Below are 18,921 nucleotides of genomic sequence, written 5' to 3' on the forward strand. Positions count from 1 at the left end.
CGGCGAAAGGCGGAAATCAGAAGGCGGCGACCACCTGTCCCTTGTAGCGCTTCTCAATGAACTTCCGCGTCTCGTCACTGTTGAGCACCTTGGCGAGCTTGGCGACACGCGGGTCGTCCTTGGTCTCCGGGCGCGTCACGAGATATTCGCTCCACACGTTGTAGCCATCCTGGCCGCGGTCGATGAGCAGCGCCTTTTCGATGTCGAGCTTCGCCTCGAAGACATAGTTGCCGTTGAGCGCGGCGAGATCGACCTCGCCCAGTGCCCGCGGCAGGAGGGCGGATTCGAGTTCGACGATCTTGAGGTTCTTGGGGTTCTCGACGACGTCCTTGATGGTCGGCAGCTTGTCTTCCGGCGAGGTCAGTTCCGGCTTGCCGGAGACCTTGATCAGGCCGAGCTTCTGGAGAAGCAGCAGGCCGCGCCCGCCGTTGACCGGGTCGTTCGGAATCGCGACCGTCGCGCCGTCTTCGAGCTTGTCGACCGCATCGATCTTTGTCGAATAGGCGACGAAGGGCTCGATATGCACGGGCACGATCGGCACGAGCGCGGTGCCGCGCTCCTTGTTGTAGTCGTTCAGGAACGGCCTGTACTGATAGTAGTTGGCGTCGAGTTCGCCGGAGACCAGCTGGGCATTCGGCTGGATGTAATCCGTGAAGACGCGGATATCGAGATCGAGGCCGTCCTTGGCGAGGATCGGCTTCACGAATTCGAGGATTTCGGCGTGTGGAATGGCGGTGGCGCCGACGACGAGCGTCTCGTTCGCCTTGGCCGGGCCGAACGCGGCAAGGGCGAGGCCGGCCGCAAGGGTGATGGATTTCAGGATGCGCATGGGGTGCTCCGAACGTTGGTTATTTGCGGGAAAAGTGGGTGACGAGACGGTTGCCGCTCGCCTGGATGAGCTGGACGAAGACGATGAGGATCGCGACGCAGACCAGCATGATTTCGGTCTGGAACCGGTGGTAGCCGTAGCGGATCGCCAGATCCCCGAGCCCGCCGCCGCCGATGGCGCCGGACATCGCCGTGTAATCGACAAGCACGATGGCCGTGACGGTGATGGCGGCCAGCAGGCTCGGCAGCGCCTCGGGCAGAACGGCGCGGAAGATCGTCTGTGTTGTCGAGGCGCCCATGGCGAGGCTCGCCTCGATGATGCCGCGATCCACCTCGCGCAAGGCCGTCTCGACCAGCCGCGCGAAGAAGGGCGCGGTGCCGACGACGAGCGGGAAGATGACGCCGCGAATGCCGAGCGATGTGCCCGTCACGAGCACCGTTACCGGCATCAGCACGATGAGCAGGATGATGAAGGGCACCGAGCGGATGATGCTCAGCACGAAGGACAGGCTGCCATAGGCGACCGGCGCTTGGAACAGCTGCTGCCGCCCGGTCAGGAAGAGCAGGATGCCGAGCGGCAGGCCGAGGAGCACGGTGAGCAGCAGCGCACCGCCGACCATGGCGAGCGTCTGGGCAAGCGCGGCACCGATATCGCCCCAGTAGAGATTGTCAAACGACATGGCGCGGTCTTTCCTCGATCTCGTGCAATGGTGCCCCGCCCTGCAATTCCACATCGACGCCGCTGGCCCGCAGACCGGCGATGGCGCCTGCCACATCCCGCCCGCTGAGCGAGACGATGAACTGCGCATAGGGCGTTTCGCGGATATGGCCGACGCGGCCGGCGAGGATCGCGTAGTCCACGAGGTTTTCACGGGCGATGCGGCCGAGGATCGGCTTGTGCGCGGACGGCCCCGTGAAGGTGAGGCGCACCACCCGACCGGTGAGATCGGAAGCGGCGACGGCATCGAGCGAACCGCCGTCCGGCTCCGCCTCGCGCACCAGCCGCAACGTTGCGGCGTGGCGCGGATGCAGGAAGACGTCGGTCACCACCCCCGTCTCCACGACGCGGCCGCGATCCAGCACGGCGACGCGGTCGCAGGTGCGGCGGATCACATCCATCTCATGGGTGATGAGCACGATGGTGACGCCGAGATCGCGGTTGATCTGGCGCAGCAGATCGAGCACCGCGCCCGTCGTCTGCGGGTCGAGCGCGCTCGTCGCCTCGTCGCAGAGCAGCACCTGCGGCTCGCAGGCGAGCGCACGTGCAATACCGACCCGCTGCTTCTGCCCGCCCGAAAGCTGGCGTGGATATTTCTGCGCATGTTCGGACAGGCCGACGCGATCGAGCAGCGCCGCCACCCGTTCGGCGATCTCGGCCTTGCCGTACTGGCCGGTGAGTTCGAGCGGATAGGCGACATTGCCGGCGACGGTGCGGGCGCTCAAGAGGTTGAAATGCTGAAACACCATGCCGATCGTCCGGCGCAGATCGCGCAGGCGCTGGCCCTTGGCATCCGTCACCCGCTCGCCGGCCACGAAGACCTCGCCGCCGGTGGGGCGTTCGAGCAGGTTGATCAGCCGCACCAGCGTCGACTTGCCGGCACCGGAGGAACCGATGATGCCAAAGATCTCGCCCTTGGCGATGGTCAGGTCGATGCCGTCGAGCGCGGCGACCGCGCCCTCCTTGCCGGCAAAGCTCTTTGTGACGGTCTCGAGCCGGATCATCGCGCTCAGCCCGCACTCGCGCCGATGCGCCATTGATAGGGCGGCGGCGTGCCGTTGACCGCGAAGTCGCCGATGATGCGGTGCTTGTAGATGCGCGGATTGTGCGAGGCGAGCGTGCGGGCATTGCGCCAGTGCCGGTCGAGGCCGGCAGGCTTCTTGGTGGCCGAAGCGCCGAGCGCGTCAAACAGCAGGGTCGAGGCTTCCAGGATCAGGTCGGAGACGACCGTCTGGGCTTGCGCGGCCTCCAGTTCGGCAATCGCGTTCGCCTTTTCCTCGGCATCGGCATCGTCGATGAAATGCGCGTCGTAGGCCCTTTGCAGGCTCGCTGCAGCCTGAAGCGTGATGGCGGCCGCGGCATAGGCGGCGGCGCGGATGCGGCCGACGACCTGTAAAACCTGCGGGTCTTCGCTGGAGCGGGCGGCCGCGGCATGGGTATAGGTGCGGCGGCGTTCCGCGACGGCTTTCGCGACATCGGCGGTGATCGCCCGGCCGATGCCGGCCAGCGTGGCGAGATGCACAAGCTGATAGAAGGCGGCGGAATAGCGGAAGCGCTCGTCGTCGATGACGATATCCTGCGGCTCGACCACGACGTCGCGGAAGGTCGTCGTGCCGCTTGCCGTCAGGATCTGGCCGAAGCCATCCCAGTCATCAACGACATCGACGCCCTCGGCATGGCGGCGCACCGAGACCGAGATGCCCTCGCCGTCCGCATTGGAAGCGCCGACATCGATCCAGTCGGCGAAGAGCGAGCCGGTCGTGTAATATTTCGCGCCGTTGAGGACGAGCCTGCCGTCCTTCTCCGCGACATTGGTGGAGAAGCGGTCAAGGGCTGCCCCCGTACCGATCTCGCTCCAGGCATTGCCGGTGATCTCGCCAGCACCGATACGGCCGAGCCAGAGGCCGCGACGCTCGGCATCCCCAGTGTTGAGGATATCCTCGGTGAAGCCGAAATGGCCGCGCAATGCCTGCGTGATGTTGGAATCGGCCGCCGAAAGCTCGATCAGCAGGTTGAAGAACTGCGGCAGGCTGGCACCCTTGCCACCCGCCTCCACCGGCAGGCGCACCGCGCCGAAACCGGCTTCCTTGAGGTGGCGGATCGCCTCATGCGGCAGGCCGCGATTGAGGTCGCGTTCGGTCGCACTCGCCGCGATCTCGGCAAAAATCGGCCGGAACGGTGCGGCCAGTGCTTCATAATCCTCACCCGGGCCAGCGCCCCAGGCGTTTTCGATCTGCGTCATGCTACCCTGCTTCTCGCTGCCGTGTCCGGGGAAGCCGGTCACCTTTGGAATTGGCCCTGAGAGTAGCGGTCGCCTTATCAAAATACAGAAATTCTATCTTTTATATGTATTTTAAAGTGGAATGGCGTTTCTTTTTGCAGACCGAGCGCAAACGAGGCGAAGCGTGCAAAATGAAAAACCCCGGCGCGAGGAGGTGCGCCGGGGCATGGGCCGATCGGAACGGAGCCTGGCGTCAGGCCAAGGCGATGGCCCGTTCCAGGTCGGCGATCAAATCGTCGGGATGTTCGAGACCGATGGAGAGGCGCACATAGCCGGGCGTCACGCCGGTCGCGAGCTGGTCTTCCAGCGAGAGCTGCGAATGGGTGGTCGTCGAAGGGTGGATCGCCAGCGAGCGGGCATCGCCGATATTGGCGAGGTGGTAGAAGAGCTGCAGGCTGTCGATGAAGCGGCGGCCAGCTTCGCGCCCGCCCTTCAGCTCGAAGCCGACCAGCGCGCCGAAATAACCCGGCTTAAAATACTTGTCCGCCCGCGCCTTGACCGCCCCTTCCTGGAATTTCGGGAAGATGACGCGCTCGACCTTGGCGTGACCTTTCAGGAATTCGGCGACCTTCACCGCATTCTCATTGTGCTGGCGCAGGCGCAGCGGCAGGGTTTCGAGGCCCTGGATGAACTGGAAGGCATTTTGCGGGCTGATCGCCGCACCGAGATCGCGCAGGAGCACGGCGCGGGCGCGCAGGATATAGGGGTGGAAGCCGATGGCCGCGGCCTTCTCGATCCAGGTCTTGCCCTGATAGCTCGCATCGGGTTCGGTAAGGTTCGGCTGGCGGGCCGGGTTCTCCGTCCAGGGGAAGGTGCCGCTGTCGATGATCGCGCCGCCGATCGAGGTGCCGTGACCGCCGATATATTTCGTCGTGGAATAGACGACGACGGCCGCACCATGCTCCAGCGGACGGATGACCAGCGGGGCGGCGGTATTATCGACGATGAGCGGAATGCCATGTCGGCGACCGATGGCAGCCACCTCGGCGATCGGGAAAACCTCCAGCTTCGGGTTCGGCAGGGATTCGGCATAATAGGCGCGCGTGCGATCGTCCGTCGCCTTCTCGAAGGCCTCCGGGTCGCTTGCATCGACGAAGCGGGTCTCGATGCCGAAGCTTTTCAGCGTTGCGGCGAAGAGCGCCCAGGTGCCGCCATAGAGGCCGGCGGCACTGACGATATTGTCGCCGGCGCGGGCGACGTTGAGGATGGCGAAGGCCGAGGCCGCCTGACCGGAGGAGAGCGCAAGCGCCGCGGCACCGCCTTCAAGCTCGGCAAGGCGCTGCTCGAAGGCATCCTGCGTGGGGTTGGAAACGCGGGAGTAGAGATGGCCGGGGGCCTCCAGCGCAAACAGCTTGTCCGCACCCTCAGTGCCGGGCAGCTGGAACGAGCTCGTCTGGTAGATCGGCACGGCGACGGCACCCGTCGTTGGATCATAGCGGAAGCTGCCGCCATGCAGCGCGATGGTTTCGGGGTGGCGGCTTTTGAAGGTCGCGGTTCCCGCGGGAACCTGCACGATATCCTGCTCGGCAACCTCGGGGGCTTGATGGACCGTCATGACACTTCTCCTTGGATGATGCGCTTTCAGGCGCGCGCGGGACGGGCTGACAGAAGGACGCCGGCGACGAGGATGGCCGCCGCGGCCCAGAAGGCTTCCGGCGCATACCACCGGATGCCGTAGAGGTGATCGTTGGTGCAGAGCGCCTGGGCGAGCGCGCAGAGATCCGACGCGCCGGCGATGCAGGTCACGGCCTGCCGGACGGTGAGATAATCCGCCTCGACGACCTTGCTGAAGATCAGCCACCACCAGCCGAGCGACAGAAGAGCAAGACCACCGCCGGCCGCTGCAACAGCGTGATAGGAAAGGCGCGCGCTAGACGTCATGAGAGATCCCCAGCTTTTCGAGCAGCTGGCTGCGCAGCGCCACCAGCGTGGCATCGTCGCGCCGCCGCGGATGGAGCCGGTCGACCCGGATTTCCGCGACGATCGAGGCCGGCCGGTCGGACAGCACGATGACCCGGTCGGCGAGCAGCAGCGCCTCCTCGACATCATGCGTGACGAGCAGTGCGGTGAAACCGGCGCTCTTCCAGAGCTCGAGCAATTCGTTCTGCATGCGCAGACGTGTCAGGGAATCGAGCTTGCCGAAGGGTTCGTCGAGCAACAGCAGCTTCGGATCGTTGACGAGTGCGCGGGCGAGCGCCGCACGCTGCGCCATGCCGCCCGAGAGCTGGTGCGGATAGAAGTCCGCGAAACCTTCGAGCTTGACGAGCTTCAGGACCTCGTCGATGCGGTAGCCCTTCGTGTCGAGCAAGCGGCGGGCTTCGAGGCCTGTCGCGATATTGTCGCGTACCGTGCGCCAGGGAAACAGCGTCGCATCCTGGAAGACGAGGATGCGGTCGGGGTTCGGCGCGGTGATGGGGCGCCCATCCTCCAGCACCTTGCCGACCGTCGCGGTTTCGAGGCCGGCGGCCAAACGCAGCAGCGTGGACTTGCCGCAGCCCGACGGCCCAAGCAGGGCGACGAATTCGCCCGGCGCGATTGTCAGGCTGACATTGTCGAGAACCTGCAACGCCTTGCCATCGAGGTCGTAGCGGTGGGAAACACCTTCCACATCGAGCGCGATGCTTTCGACGGAAACGGCTTCTGCAAGAGCGAGCGCCATCAGAGGATCCCCTTCTGCCAACCGAGCAGGCGGTCACGCGCTACGAAGAGCAAGCGCACGAGCCCGGCGCAGATCAGCGCCATGATGATCAGGGCGGCATAGACATTGGCATAGGCCGAATAGGCCGTGTTGAACTGGAGGTACCAGCCGAGGCCGAACTTGGCGCCGAGCATTTCGGCGACAACCAGCACGGCGAAGGAATAGTAGAGCCCCATGAAGAGGCCGACGAAAACGTTCGGCAGCGAGGCCGGGATCGCCACCTTGAAGATCAGGAAGCGATTGTCGGCGCCGAGCGTGCGGGCGACGTCGTAAAAGGAGCGGTTGACCTGGCTGACGCCGGCCGCCGTGAGGATCGCCACCGGAATGCCAGACGCGAGCGCCACGAGGAAGATCGAGGCGTGGAAGGTCGAGGGGAAGATGAAGAAGGTGCAGGGTATCCAGGCGCTGGCCGGCACCGGGCCGATCAGTTTCAGAAGCGGCATGCCCCAATAGGCAAAACGCTTCGACCAGCCGAGCGCCACGCCGCCGGCAAAGCCGACGAGGATGCCCGAGAAGAAGCCGAGCCCCCAGAGCCGTCCGGTATAGGCGATGCAGATCAACAGCCGGTCCCAGTCCGTCATATAGACATGCAGCAGGCCCTGCGGCGGCGAGAAGAACGGTTTTGGAAGCCAGCCGAGCTTGGCCGTCAGCACTTCCCAGACGGCGAGCCACAGGCCGAGCACGATGAACCACGGCCCGTAGTGCACGAGCGTGCGGCCGACGCTGCCGAGCCTGTGCACCGTCACCGAAAGCGCGAGGAAAATCCCCGCGCCGACGAGCGCGACGGCGGCAAAAAGCTCCGTCGCGCCCCAGGTGATGACATCGGGCAGACCATAGGTCAGCGCCGCGGTGAGAGCCCACGTGCCGGCCGCGAAAAGCCCGTTGCGCCAGATGCCGGTGAACGGCAGGGCTAGGGATCGCCGCCCCGCACCCTCGCCCGCACTCTCAAATGTATCCTCGACCGCAGCGCTCATGGCATCACGCAAAGATGTCGATGGTGATGCGGTTGGCGATCTCGGCCGGATCGGTGCCCGCATCGATGACGCCGGTGAGCTTCAGATCCTCGTAGCCGATCTGCACTTCCTTCAGCAGGTCCTTGCCGAACCAGTGGTCGTGATAGGTGAAGGCAGCCAGCACTTCCGTCAGGTCTTCGAGCGACAGGCCGGGCTTCAGCGTGTCGAAATACCACTTGGCGACTTCGTCCGGGTGCTTTGCCGTGTACTGGTGGATTTCCAGATTGGCGGTGGCAACGCGCTTGATGGCATCCTTGTTGGCTTCATAATAATCGCCGTTGACGCCGAGTACGCAGCAGACGCGGTCCTTGAACGTGCCGGTCTGCGTATCCGCGACGCGGCGGAAACCGTGTTTCTTCTCGTAAGAATAGGCCCAGGGGTCCATATGCGCGACGGCATCCGCCTCGCCTTTCAGCACGCCCTCCGCGACGAGATCGAAGGGGAAGACCTTCCAGGTGACATCGGTTTCCGGGTTGAGGCCGGCCTTGGCGAGCGCGACCGAGAAGGCGACGCGCGAGGGTGACATGACATCGAAGGTGCCGATCGTCTTGCCCTTGAGGTCAGTCAGCGTCTTGATGTCGGAATCCGGCTGGACGAGGATGCTCTGGCAACCGCCATGCGAACCGGCGAAGAGGCGCACGTCGAACCCCTGCTCGATCGGCTTCAGCCAATCGTAAAGCAGGCCCGGACCTGCCTCCGCTTTGCGGGTGGCGAGCGCCTGGATGAGCGTCTGGCCACTGGCGCCCTGGTAGAACAGCTCCACATCCAGGCCGTGCTTGGCATAGATACCCTTGGACAGGCCGAAACCGACGGGCGAATGGCAGGCGGCAACCTCGGTCCATTCCAGCTTGATAGGAATGAGATTGCCGGCGATGGCATAGCGCGTCGAGCGCGCGCCGATCACACCGGCGCCGGCGGCAACGGCCGTTACGCCGGCGGCTTTAATAAGATTGCGCCGGGAAAGGCCCTTGGAGAGAATGGATTCGGGTTGCTGGCTCATAGGTTGTCCCCTCAAACGATAATGGGACCAGCCTAGCGATATTGATAATAGTTTATAGATTTTATGGATTATTATGAGTGCGGTAGAGGAAATATTCTTTCACGAATGGGATGCCACATGAATTGGACATCCTGTGCACGCCACCGCCGGCTCATCTCGTCAACCTCGGGAACGCGCTGCCGGCCCAGACCGCTTATCGGACATTGGGGAAGGCATTTCAGCCAAACTGTGCCACGGTTCCACGCATCGCGGTTTGCGAATGATCGTGATCGATCCCGACGGAGCCGATTCCGGGAATGCCCGCAGGCCCGCGTCTCGTTTATCCGTCTTGAAAGTACCAGGCTAGGCAAGCAGGGATCGGAGGGAATCCCGTCCGGCTGACTTTGTCGTCACCCCGATGCTTGCGCGTTCCACTTCACGCTCTATCAAAATCAGCCGACCAGGCCCGATGTCTTAGAAGCAATTTCTGCATCCATGGCGAAATTTGAAATGCCAGACTCTTAAATACACTAATTTTATAGATAATATAAAAATATCTTCTTTCGCCCGGCAGAACCACCCGGCGGCGGAAGCTCGTTTCTTTTTGAAAATGGGGACATTTCAATATGATAGTACAAAAAGCCTTCCGGCGGGTGATCCAGTCGGCTGCGGCCGCCGCCTTCCTTGCCACGACCATGCTCTCCGGTCTCGCCCATGCCGGCCCGACACTCGACAAGATCAACCAGCGCGGTGCGATCAAGGTCGGCGTCGGCACCACGCCGGGCTTCTTCGCGCCTGATGGCGATGGCAAGTGGAAGGGCTTCTTCGTCGATTACGGCCGCGCGCTGTCGATCGCCGTCTTCGGCTCGCCCGACAAGGTGGAGTTCACCTCCTCCTCGCCGCAGCAGCGCCTGCCGGCGCTTCAGAGCGGCGAATTCGACATCCTGCTGTCCGGCGTGACCGTCACCGCCACCCGCGCCTTCAAGCTCGGTTTCCACTTCGGCCCCACAGTCTTCTACGACGGCCAGGGCATCTTGGTGCGCAAGGACCTCGGCGTGACCAAGGCCGCCGATCTTGACGGTGCGACCATCGGCGCGCAGAGCGGCACGACAGGCGAATTGAACGTCGCCGACTTCTTCCGCAAGACCGGCAAGACCTTCACGCCCGTCACCATCGAGGACACCGGACAGTTCATCGACGCGCTGGAATCCGGCCGCGTCGACGCGATCACGCAGGACTCATCCGATCTCGTCGGCAAGCGCACGCAGCTGAAGAAGCCGGACGATTACGTCCTGCTGCCCGAGCGCCTCTCCAAGGAACCGCTCGCACCGGCCATTGCCGGCGGCGACGACCGTTGGCTCGAGCTCGTCAACTGGACAGTCAACGCCACCATCCAGGCCGAGGAATGGGGCATCACCTCGGCGAATGTCGATCAGTTCCTGGAATCGGAGGATCCGGCCATCCAGCGCTTCCTCGGCGTCGATCCGTCCTTCGCCAAGGATATCGGGTTGGATCCGAAATGGGCCTACAACATCATCAAAACCGTCGGCAACTACGGCGAGATCTATGACCGCAATCTCAAGCCGCTCGGCTGGGACCGCGGCTATAACAGCCTGTGGACCAATGGCGGCCTGCTCTATTCGCCGCCGTTCCGTTGATGTCCGACAGACGCGTGTTTCGCACCGCCATTATGCCGGGTCCTTCACGACCCGGCATAACAGGCAAGATCCGCGCCTGGTGGGGCGGCTGGCCGATCGGCCAGCTTGCCTTCCTGGCGGCACTTGCGTTCCTTGGCTGTCTGTTCGTCTCGAACGTGCTCGCAACCATGGCGCGCATCGGCATCCTGCCCGGCTTCGGCTTCCTTTCCAGTTCCGCCAATTTCGAGATCGGCGAAAGCGCCATCGCCTTTCGCGCCGGCGATACCTATCTGAGGGCCATCACCGCCGGCCTCATCAACACGCTCAAGGTCTCGCTGCTCGGCTGTGTACTCGCCACCATCCTCGGCGTCGTCATCGGCGTTGCCGGCCTGTCGCGCAATCTGCTGCTCTCGGGCCTCGTGCGCTGGTTCATCGAAATCACACGCAACACGCCGCTGCTGTTGCAGCTCTTCTTCTGGATGGCGCTCGCCAAGGCACTGCCCGCGCCACGCCAGGCGCCTGCACTGTTCGACGCAATCTTCCTCACCAATCGCGGCGTCTATATCCCCTCCCTGTCGCTGGAAGGCGCGCCGTTCGGCGCCCTCGCGGCCTTTGCCCTTGCCGGCGCAGTTGGCGCTGCACTCCTCCTCGCGCTTCGCCTTGGCGGCCGGCTGACGCGCCGCACCGGAACCGCGGCCATCATCCTGTCCGTCGCCACGATCCTCCTGTGGTTCGCGCTCTCCGGCGCCCGGCCAGTTGCACAGGCGCCGGCCCTTTCCGGCTTCAACATTCGCGGCGGGCTCAATCTCTCGCCGGAATTCGCCGCCCTCTTGACCGGCCTCGTCGTGAAATTCTCTGCCCTCATCGCCGAAATCGTGCGCGCCGGCATCCAGTCGGTCGGCATGGGCCAATGGGAAGCCGCCCGCGCGCTCGGCCTGCATGACGGCCAGATTATCCGCCTCGTCGTGCTGCCGCAGGCGTTGCGCGTCATCACGCCGCTGACGACATCGAGCTATCTCGATCTCACCAAGGATTCGAGCCTGGCCGTCGCCATCGGCTTTCCCGATCTCGTCAGCATCATCAACACCACCGCCAACACGACCGGCCAGTCGATGGAAGCCCTGATCATCCTGATCGGCGCCTTCCTCACCATCAACCTCGCGCTTTCCGCTCTGATGAACGTCTATAACAACCGCGTCGCGCTGCGGGGCTCGACCCGATGACCGTAACGTCCCCTCGCCTCCTCACGACCCTGCGCACCGGCCTCTTCGGAACGCGCGCCAACACGCTGATCACGGTTGCAACGCTGCTGCTGCTGTCGCAGATCCTGCCGGCGCTGTTTCGCTGGGCGGTGCTCGACGCCACCTTCGTCGGCGACGCGGCGGCATGCACCCGCGAGGGCGCCTGCTGGGCTTTCGTCACGGCGAAGCTGCGCTTCATCCTCTTCGCCTTCTATCCGACCGAGCTCATCTGGCGCCCGGCGCTGGTCATCCTGCTCCTCGCCGCCATCCTCACGGCAAGCGCGCTGCCCCGTTTCTGGGGTCGCCCCCTGCTCGTCGCATGGCCAATCACCATCCTTGCCTGCTGGCTTCTGATGCAGGGCACGTTCACATCGACGCCCATCGCCTCGAACCAGTGGGGCGGCCTGCCGGTGACGCTCTTCGTCTGGGCCGTGTGTTTTGCCGCCGCAACGCCGATCGCCGTGCTGTTGGCGCTGGCCCGCCGCTCGACGCTCGGCGGCATCAGGACCTTTTCCGTGCTCTATATCGAGCTGATGCGCGGCACGCCGATGGTCGGCATTCTCTACGTCGCCATGCTCATCCTGCCGATGGCCCTGCCGGATGCGCTTTCCCTCGACAAGATGCTGCGGGCCATCGTGATGATCACGCTGTTCTGGGCGGCCTATATCGCTGAAGTCATCCGCGCCGGCCTGCAAGCCATTCCGACTGGCCAGCGCGAGGCGGCCACCGCGCTTGGTCTCGGCTACTGGCGCACGCAACGGCTGGTCATCCTGCCGCAGGCGTTCCGCATCGTCATTCCCGGCATGGTGAACCTCGCCATCGGCTTCCTGCTCGCCACGTCGCTGCTCGCCGTCATCGGCATCTTCGATCTACTCAATGCCGCCCGCGCCTCGGCCGCCGATCCGCAATGGCTGGGCTTCTTCAACGAGGCCTATCTGGTGGTGGCGATGCTCTACTTCGTCATCTGCTTCGGCGCGTCACGCTATAGCCGGTGGCTGGAGAAGCGGCTCGCATCCGGCGGGAAACGTCCCTGACCGGCAGCTCGGCAAAACGCCGCCGGCGACGAAAAATTCCAACAAGCGCCGCAGGACGGAATATAATTTCTTACTGAAACTATAGAATTTATTATTCTACCCATGACTGGACAGGCGACGCCCTGCCCTCCAATCGACAGACCGCACAGGCAGGATGGCCTCCATGACGCAGACCGACAAGCCCCTCGATTTCCTCTGGTTCATTCCAAGCTCCGGCGACGGCTCCTATCTCGGCTCCGACGATCTGGCCCGGCCGGCCGATCCCGGCTATTTCCGCGAGATTGCCGTGGCCGTTGACCGGCTCGGCTATTCCGGTGTCCTGATCCCGGTCGGTGCGGCTTGCGAGGAATCCTTCGTGCTGGCCGCGGACCTTGCCGCCCGCACCGAGCGCCTGAAATTCCTGGTCGCGATCCGCCCCGGTACTGCCACGCCGGCCTATTACGCCCGCCTCGCCTCGACGCTCGACCGCGTCTCGAACGGCCGCCTGCTGCTCAACATTGTCGTGGGCGGCAGCGCGCAGGAACTGGCCGGCGACGGCATCTTCTTGCCGCATGACGAGCGTTACGACCACGCGTCCGAATTCTTCCAGGTCTTCAACGAGCTGATCGAGACGGGTCATTCGACGCTCGACGGCAAATATATCAAGGCGATCGGCGCCAAGCTCGGCCTGCCGCCGGTGCAGCAGCCGCGCCCGCCGATCTATTTCGGCGGTTCCTCGGATGCGGCGATCGATTTTGCCGGCGGCCTTGTCGACAAGTACCTGACCTGGGGCGAACCGCCGGCACAGGTCGCCGAAAAGATCGCCCATGCCCGCAAGGCCGCCGCCGCCAAGGGCCGCGAAGCCTCCTTCGGCATCCGCCTGCATTTCATCGTGCGCGAGACGGACGACGAGGCCTGGGAGGCCGCCGACCGGCTGATCTCGAAACTGTCCGACGACGCCATCGCCTCCGCGCAGGAGGTGCTGACGAAGAATTCCGATTCCGTCGGCCAGGCGCGCATGGTGGCCTTGCACAACGGCCGGCGCGACAAGCTGGAAGTCTCGCCGAACCTTTGGGCCGGCATTGGCCTGGTGCGCTCGGGCGCCGGAACGGCCCTCGTCGGCTCGCCGCAGACCGTCGCCGCGCGCCTGCGCGAATACCAGGCGCTGGGTATCGATACGGTCATCGCCTCGGGCTATCCGCATCTCGAGGAGGCCTACCGCGTCTCCGAACTGCTCTTCCCCGAACTTGGCCTGCCCGGCCCGCGCAACCAGCTGCGGTCGTCCTTCGGCGATCACCAGGTCTTCGGCGGCGGCGGCCATGGCGGCAACGTCAAGCTGACGTCTGCATCCTAGGCGAAGCCCAGCCAGCTGCGCCCCGATCATGGCCGGCCGCCGCGATGACGGCGCCGGCCTAAGCCGTATCTACCGCCTGCAAACGGACGTCGGCCCCGCTCAGATGATATAGTCCGGCTCGCTCAGGCTCTGGTCCATCGTGACGCCGGGCAAGGCCGAATGCGGCTTTCCTACGGGCCTGGCCGGAACACCGACCACGGACGTATAGGGCGCGACGGGAACCACAACGACGCTGCCGGCGCCGATCTTGGCACCGATGCCCACCTCGATATTGCCAAGGATCTTCGCGCCCGCGCCGATCAACACGCCGCGCCGCACCTTCGGATGGCGGTCGCCGGTCTCCTTGCCCGTTCCGCCCAGCGTCACGTTCTGGAGAATGGAGACGTCATCTTCCACCACGGCGGTTTCGCCGATGACGAGGCCACTGCCGTGATCGAGCATGATGCCGCGCCCCATCGAAGCGGCGGGGTGGATGTCGATTGCGAAGGTTTCCGAAATCCGGCTCTGGATATGGCGGGCAAGGTGGCGCCGGCCCGTCGCCCAGAGCCAATGGCCGACCCGATAGGCCTGCAACGCGGAAAAGCCCTTGAAATAGAGAAACGGCGTCAGCACCTCGCTGTTGCTGGGATCGCGATCCTTCACCGCCTGAAGATCGGCCGCTGCCGCGCCGAGCAGGCCCGGCCTGTCCAGATAGGCGCTGTAGATCAGCGCCAGTAGCTCGTCGCGATCGACATCATGGTCGGCGAGCTTGATCGCCAGGCGATGGGAGAGCGCATGGCCGAGGCTTGCATGCATCAGCACGGACGATTTCATCGCCCGTGCCAGCGCCTGGTCACGCTGCGCAGCCGCCGCCGCTTCCGTCCGCAAGGCTTCCCAAAGCGTGGTGACCGCGCCCCGGGCGGCATCCTCGACCGGGAGGAAAACCACATTGCTTTCGTGTCCGGGCATGGCACGTCCTCCTCCGCGGAACTGGATACCCGTCCCTTAAGGGGCGGGAACACGTCGTCAGGCCTTGGCCGGCTTTTCCAGCAGATGCAGCAGATCCGGATGATGCTTAGCTGCGACATCCGGATGCGAGCGCAGGCGGCTCTTCAGATGATTGACGCCGACCTCGCGGAAGATCGGGTTAAGGGGATCAACCGTCACGCCGCGCTCGCCGCGCTTCAGCGCCTCCGGCAAGGGGATGACCGGGATGGTCGCGTCGTAGCGCGCGCCGAGGAAGAAGGCGACGGAGAAGCGTTCCGTGCCGGCGGGCGGCGTGACGACATCGTGCACGTCGGCACGCACGAAACCGTTGGTCGCAAGCTCCAGCAGCTCGCCGCTGTTGATGATGAACGTGCCGGGCACCGGCGGCGCCTCGATCCACACACCCTCTTCGGTGCGGATGCGCAGGCCCGGCGTCGTGTCCTGCAGGAGCACCGTGACGAAGCCGCCATCCTTGTGCGCACCCACGCCCTGGTCACTGCCGGCAGCCTCGCGGCCGGGATAGCGGATGATCTTGAGGAGCTGCGAGGGCGAGGGCTCGTAGATCTCGGCGAACGCGTTTTCCGGCTGGCCGAGCGACAGCGCGATGGCCTTGAGCACATCGATGCCGATGCGCGTGACCTCGGCCTGATAGCGCAAGAGCAGCGGCTTCAGCTCAGGCAGAGCCTCCGGCCATTGGTTCGGCCCATAGAGGCGGTTCCACGGCGTTTCCGGCCCGGCCTCGACCGCTGCGCCCTCCGTATTGATGTCGAGCTGCTCGCGCCAGTCCTGCTCGCCACGGGTTCGCTCATAACCCGCCCGGTTGTAGCCGCGGAAATGCGGCGACTTGACCATTTCGATCGAAAGCTTGTCCGCCTCCGGCAGCGCAAAAAACCGCTTCGAGGCGGAAATCACGTCGTCGATCAGGCTCTGGGGCACACCATGGCCGGTCAGATAGAAGAAGCCGTGATCGTGCAGGACACGGGTCAATTCCCGGATGAAGCCCGCGCGCTCCTCCGCGCTGCCATAAAAGCGCGAAAAGTCGATGGTCGGCAGATGGACCGGTTTCGTATGGATGGTCATGGATACTCCTCGGTAAAATGATGGAGCCCGCCGGGTGCGTGGCGACACGGACAGGCGAAAATCTCTACCGGCGCGCCACGCCGGTGCATCAAAGGGTGGCTATACCGCCTCCAGAATCCGCCGCTGAAGATCGACGGCGCGCGGGTCGGCGAGTTCCCGCCGGGGACGCTCGAGATCGATGCCGATATCGAGCGCCACGGCGCCTTCGCTCAGCACGACGACCCGGTCGGCAAGCGCCACCGCTTCGGCGACGTCATGGGTGATCAACACCGTGGTGAAGCCGCGTCGTACCCAGATATCCTCCAGCAGGCGATGCATCTCGATGCGCGTGAGCGCGTCCAGCGCGCCGAAAGGCTCGTCGAGCAGCAGAATCTGCGGCTCACTGACCAGGGCGCGGGCGAGCGCCACGCGCTGCCGCTGCCCGCCGGACAGGACGCTCGGCCAATCGTCCTCGCGCCCTTCCAGCCCGACATCGGCAAGCGTGCGCCGTGCCTTTTCCTGCCAGTCCGGCCCGCGGGCAATGCCGACGTTCTCGATGACGCGCTGCCACGGCACCAGACGCGCCTCCTGAAACAGCAGGCGCACGGAAGGATGAAGGCGCTCGACCTTACGGCCGCCGATCGCCACACGACCGCCGCCCGGCGTATCGAGGCCGGCTATGAGGCGCATCAAGGTCGACTTCCCGCCACCTGACCGGCCGACCACGGCCAGGAACTGGCCTGCCGGGATATCGAGGGTTACATTTCCGAGCACGTTCAGCCGGCCAAAGGATTTCTCCACTCGCGACAGCGAAATCGGCAAGCCTGCCGCGCTGTCCGGCACGTAAAAATCGGCAGCGCTCATCGCTCTTCCCCCTGCCGGGCCTGATAGGCGGGATGCCAGACCAGCACGCGCCTTTCGATCGCACGGGTCGCTACATCCGCAAGCTTGCCGAGAAGCGCGTAGACGATGATGCCCAGCAGCACGATATCGGTCTGCAGGAATTCCCGCGCGTTCATCGTCATGTAGCCGATGCCGCTGGTGGCGGAGATCGTCTCGGCGACGATGAGCGTCAGCCACATGAAGCCGAGCGCATAGCGCAGACCGACGAGGATGGAGGGCAGCGCGCCCGGCAGGATGATCCGCTTGATGAGCGCCTTGCGATCAAGCCCATAGACCGAGGCCATCTCGACGAGTTGCGGATCGATCGTGCGCACGCCATGGAAGGTGTTGATGTAGATCGGAAAGAAGACGCCGATGGAGACAAGGAAGATTTTTGCCGTCTCGTCGATGCCGAACCAGAGGATGACGAGGGGGATGAGCGCCAGATGCGGGATGTTGCGCACCATCTGGAGCGTGCTGTCCAACAGGGTCTCGGCCGGCTTGCAGAGACCGTTGATGACGCCCGCCACGAAGCCGAGCCCGCCGCCGATGAGAAGGCCGATCAGCGCGCGCTGGGTGGAAGCGAGCGTGTGGACGAGAAGCGAGCCGTTCAGCAGCGAGCGCCAGAAGGCGATGGCGACGGTCGTCGGCGCCGGCATGAGGCGGGCGGTGACGAGACCGGTGCGCGCGGCGATCTCCCAGACCACCAGCAGCGCGAGAGGAAGGGCCCAGGGCGCCAGCGCAGTCCCCAGACCCCTGAAATTCAGCCGGCGGGTTTCGCCGGCAGCATAACCGGCCACCGACGTCTCCGCCATCAGGCACCGCCCTTGCGTACGACGTCCGCGATAGAGATCCTGTTCGGGATCAGGCCGAGGCCGAAGAATGTATCGGCGATCGCCTGCTGCTGCTTGATCACGCTCTCGTCGATGGCCTTGACGCCATAGGACTGGCGTTCCAGAGCGATGGCCAGCACATCCTCGGGAATGCCGACGGAGGGCGCAAGCTCGGCGGCGGCGGCAGCCGTATTGGCCTTCGCCCAGTCGTCGATCTCGGCAACGGCCTCGATCACCACATCGACCGCCTCCGGATTGTTTTCGACGAAGGTCTTGGCACCGAGATAGAACTGGTGGTTCGGCACGATGCCTTCACCATTGCGCAGCTCGCGCGCCTCGGTCGCTACTTCTGCGGCCGCCTGGAAGGGATCCCAGATCACCCAGGCATCGACCGCGCCCTGCTCGAAGGCGGCACGGGCATCGGCCGGCGGCAGGAAGGACGTCTTGACATCGCTATATTTGAGGCCCGCCTCTTCCAGCGCCTTCACCAGCAGGAAGTGAACGTTCGAGCCCTTGTTGAGCGTCACCGTCTTGCCCTTGAGATCTGCGACCGTCTTGATCGGGCTGTCCTTGGGCACGAGGATCGCTTCGCCGCGCGCTGCCGGCGGCTCGTGCGCGATATAGATAAGCGGCGCCCCGGCAGCCTGCGCGAAGATCGGCGGCGTCTCGCCGGTCGTGCCGAAATCGACGGCGCCGACATTGAGCGCCTCCAGGAGCTGCGGACCGGCCGGAAACTCCGTCCAGCTCACAGTGTAGCCTATCTTCTCCAGCTTCTCCTCGAGCAAGCCCTTGCCCTTCAGAAGAACGAGCGTACCGTATTTCTGGTAGCCGATACGGACCGTCTTGTCGGAAGCCTGAGCCGGCGCGCCGGGGAGAATCGGCAAGGCGAGGAGAGAGGCAAGAGCCATCGAGAAAATGCGACGGGAAATGATCATGGCGTCCCTCCAGATCAGGATGAATTAGATACATAATCTATAGATTTTCATCTTTTTCGAGGACTACTATTCCAACCTTTGCCGGCAGTGCTAGTTTTTTCTCCTAATGACTGTGCGTGACGACATAACACGACACGCGTTTTTGCTTCAGTTTCCGAAGCTGTATGATTCCGAGGAAAAGTGGGGCGGCGAGTGTCATTCGCACGCTGGCGGAGGACATCGTCAGCAGGTCGGTTGAGGGTAAAATTAAGGTCGCCCTTCGTATCAAGTCTCGGCCACTCAAGCGTTAAAACGCAAGAAGCCCCGTGACATTACTGTCATCGGGGCTTTTTGGTATTTTGGTTGCGGGGGCAGGATTTGAACCTGCGGCCTTCAGGTTATGAGCCTGACGAGCTACCGGGCTGCTCCACCCCGCGCCATCCGGTTTTTGCCGTAAGGCAAAATACCGACCGATTTTTGCCGACGGCAAAGATCGTATTTCCGG

The 18,921-nt window shown here is 64.2% G+C and carries 18 protein-coding genes and 1 tRNA gene; 4 read left to right on the forward strand and 15 right to left on the reverse strand.

Translation table 11 applies throughout. The annotated features are described in order from the left end of the window. Positions 1–16: 16 nt before the first annotated feature. The 9 genes from ACOZK4_RS01120 to ACOZK4_RS01160 form a co-directional block, all read right to left on the reverse strand. A complete protein-coding gene (locus ACOZK4_RS01120) occupies positions 17–829 on the reverse strand; it encodes a MetQ/NlpA family ABC transporter substrate-binding protein (RefSeq protein WP_421589962.1) in 813 nt (270 codons plus the stop codon). 19 nt (positions 830–848) lie between these two features. Then, the gene (locus ACOZK4_RS01125) at positions 849–1,508 is read right to left on the reverse strand and encodes a methionine ABC transporter permease (protein ID WP_314086951.1); all 660 of its coding nucleotides are present in this window, start codon (positions 1,506–1,508) and stop codon (positions 849–851) included. Continuing rightward, positions 1,498–2,550: a methionine ABC transporter ATP-binding protein gene (locus ACOZK4_RS01130; RefSeq protein ID WP_421589963.1), complete on the reverse strand. Its 1,053-nt coding sequence runs from the start codon at positions 2,548–2,550 to the stop codon at positions 1,498–1,500. The genes ACOZK4_RS01125 and ACOZK4_RS01130 overlap by 11 nt, the downstream gene beginning before the upstream one ends. 5 nt (positions 2,551–2,555) lie before the next feature. Beyond that, complete coding sequence (locus tag ACOZK4_RS01135) at positions 2,556–3,788, reverse strand: acyl-CoA dehydrogenase family protein (protein WP_421589964.1); 1,233 nt, start codon at positions 3,786–3,788, stop codon at positions 2,556–2,558. A gap of 232 nt (positions 3,789–4,020) precedes the next feature. Then, entirely contained in the window at positions 4,021–5,382 is a 1,362-nt protein-coding gene (locus ACOZK4_RS01140; RefSeq protein WP_421589965.1) for an O-acetylhomoserine aminocarboxypropyltransferase/cysteine synthase family protein, read from the reverse strand. Positions 5,383–5,408: 26 nt separating this feature from the next. Beyond that, positions 5,409–5,708 (reverse strand): hypothetical protein, encoded by a 300-nt coding sequence (locus ACOZK4_RS01145; RefSeq protein ID WP_117372553.1) that lies wholly within the window; start codon positions 5,706–5,708, stop codon positions 5,409–5,411. Further along, positions 5,698–6,486, reverse strand: a complete 789-nt coding sequence (locus tag ACOZK4_RS01150; RefSeq protein ID WP_421589966.1) for an ABC transporter ATP-binding protein — start codon at positions 6,484–6,486, stop codon at positions 5,698–5,700. The genes ACOZK4_RS01145 and ACOZK4_RS01150 overlap by 11 nt, the downstream gene beginning before the upstream one ends. Continuing rightward, on the reverse strand, positions 6,486–7,499 hold the full coding sequence (locus ACOZK4_RS01155; RefSeq protein WP_421589967.1) for an ABC transporter permease: 1,014 nt from the start codon (positions 7,497–7,499) through the stop codon (positions 6,486–6,488). Before ACOZK4_RS01155 ends, ACOZK4_RS01150 begins: the two co-directional genes overlap by 1 nt. 4 nt (positions 7,500–7,503) lie before the next feature. Further along, complete coding sequence (locus ACOZK4_RS01160) at positions 7,504–8,538, reverse strand: ABC transporter substrate-binding protein (RefSeq protein WP_421589968.1); 1,035 nt, start codon at positions 8,536–8,538, stop codon at positions 7,504–7,506. 674 nt (positions 8,539–9,212) lie between these two features. Between ACOZK4_RS01160 and ACOZK4_RS01165 the strand changes: the two genes are divergently transcribed. The 4 genes from ACOZK4_RS01165 to ssuD all read left to right on the forward strand — a co-directional run bounded on the left by ACOZK4_RS01165 (position 9,213) and on the right by ssuD (position 13,762). Then, positions 9,213–10,175: an amino acid ABC transporter substrate-binding protein gene (locus ACOZK4_RS01165; protein WP_245409302.1), complete on the forward strand. Its 963-nt coding sequence runs from the start codon at positions 9,213–9,215 to the stop codon at positions 10,173–10,175. After that, complete coding sequence (locus ACOZK4_RS01170; RefSeq protein WP_421589969.1) at positions 10,175–11,377, forward strand: amino acid ABC transporter permease; 1,203 nt, start codon at positions 10,175–10,177, stop codon at positions 11,375–11,377. The genes ACOZK4_RS01165 and ACOZK4_RS01170 overlap by 1 nt, the downstream gene beginning before the upstream one ends. Continuing rightward, on the forward strand, positions 11,374–12,429 hold the full coding sequence (locus tag ACOZK4_RS01175; protein WP_421589970.1) for an amino acid ABC transporter permease: 1,056 nt from the start codon (positions 11,374–11,376) through the stop codon (positions 12,427–12,429). Before ACOZK4_RS01170 ends, ACOZK4_RS01175 begins: the two co-directional genes overlap by 4 nt. Before the next feature lie 163 nt (positions 12,430–12,592). Beyond that, positions 12,593–13,762, forward strand: coding sequence for an FMNH2-dependent alkanesulfonate monooxygenase (gene ssuD, locus ACOZK4_RS01180; protein ID WP_313532506.1), 1,170 nt, complete (start codon positions 12,593–12,595; stop codon positions 13,760–13,762). Between the two features lie 99 nt (positions 13,763–13,861). Here ssuD and cysE read toward each other — a convergent pair whose 3' ends face one another. The 6 genes from cysE to ACOZK4_RS01210 form a co-directional block, all read right to left on the reverse strand. Next, positions 13,862–14,710, reverse strand: coding sequence for a serine O-acetyltransferase (gene cysE, locus ACOZK4_RS01185; protein ID WP_421589971.1), 849 nt, complete (start codon positions 14,708–14,710; stop codon positions 13,862–13,864). Between the two features lie 57 nt (positions 14,711–14,767). Continuing rightward, positions 14,768–15,808, reverse strand: a complete 1,041-nt coding sequence (locus tag ACOZK4_RS01190; RefSeq protein WP_421589972.1) for an isopenicillin N synthase family dioxygenase — start codon at positions 15,806–15,808, stop codon at positions 14,768–14,770. A 99-nt stretch (positions 15,809–15,907) separates the two neighbouring features. Then, positions 15,908–16,651 (reverse strand): ABC transporter ATP-binding protein, encoded by a 744-nt coding sequence (locus ACOZK4_RS01195; RefSeq protein WP_421589973.1) that lies wholly within the window; start codon positions 16,649–16,651, stop codon positions 15,908–15,910. Then, positions 16,648–17,484, reverse strand: a complete 837-nt coding sequence (gene ssuC, locus ACOZK4_RS01200; protein ID WP_421589974.1) for an aliphatic sulfonate ABC transporter permease SsuC — start codon at positions 17,482–17,484, stop codon at positions 16,648–16,650. Before ssuC ends, ACOZK4_RS01195 begins: the two co-directional genes overlap by 4 nt. Continuing rightward, positions 17,484–18,437, reverse strand: coding sequence for a sulfonate ABC transporter substrate-binding protein (locus ACOZK4_RS01205; RefSeq protein WP_421589975.1), 954 nt, complete (start codon positions 18,435–18,437; stop codon positions 17,484–17,486). Before ACOZK4_RS01205 ends, ssuC begins: the two co-directional genes overlap by 1 nt. 339 nt (positions 18,438–18,776) lie before the next feature. Further along, a tRNA-Met gene (locus tag ACOZK4_RS01210) sits at positions 18,777–18,853 on the reverse strand. Between the last annotated feature and the right edge of the window lie 68 nt (positions 18,854–18,921).

This window comes from Shinella sp. M27 (genome assembly GCF_049199905.1).
In the GTDB taxonomy this organism is placed as follows: domain Bacteria; phylum Pseudomonadota; class Alphaproteobacteria; order Rhizobiales; family Rhizobiaceae; genus Shinella.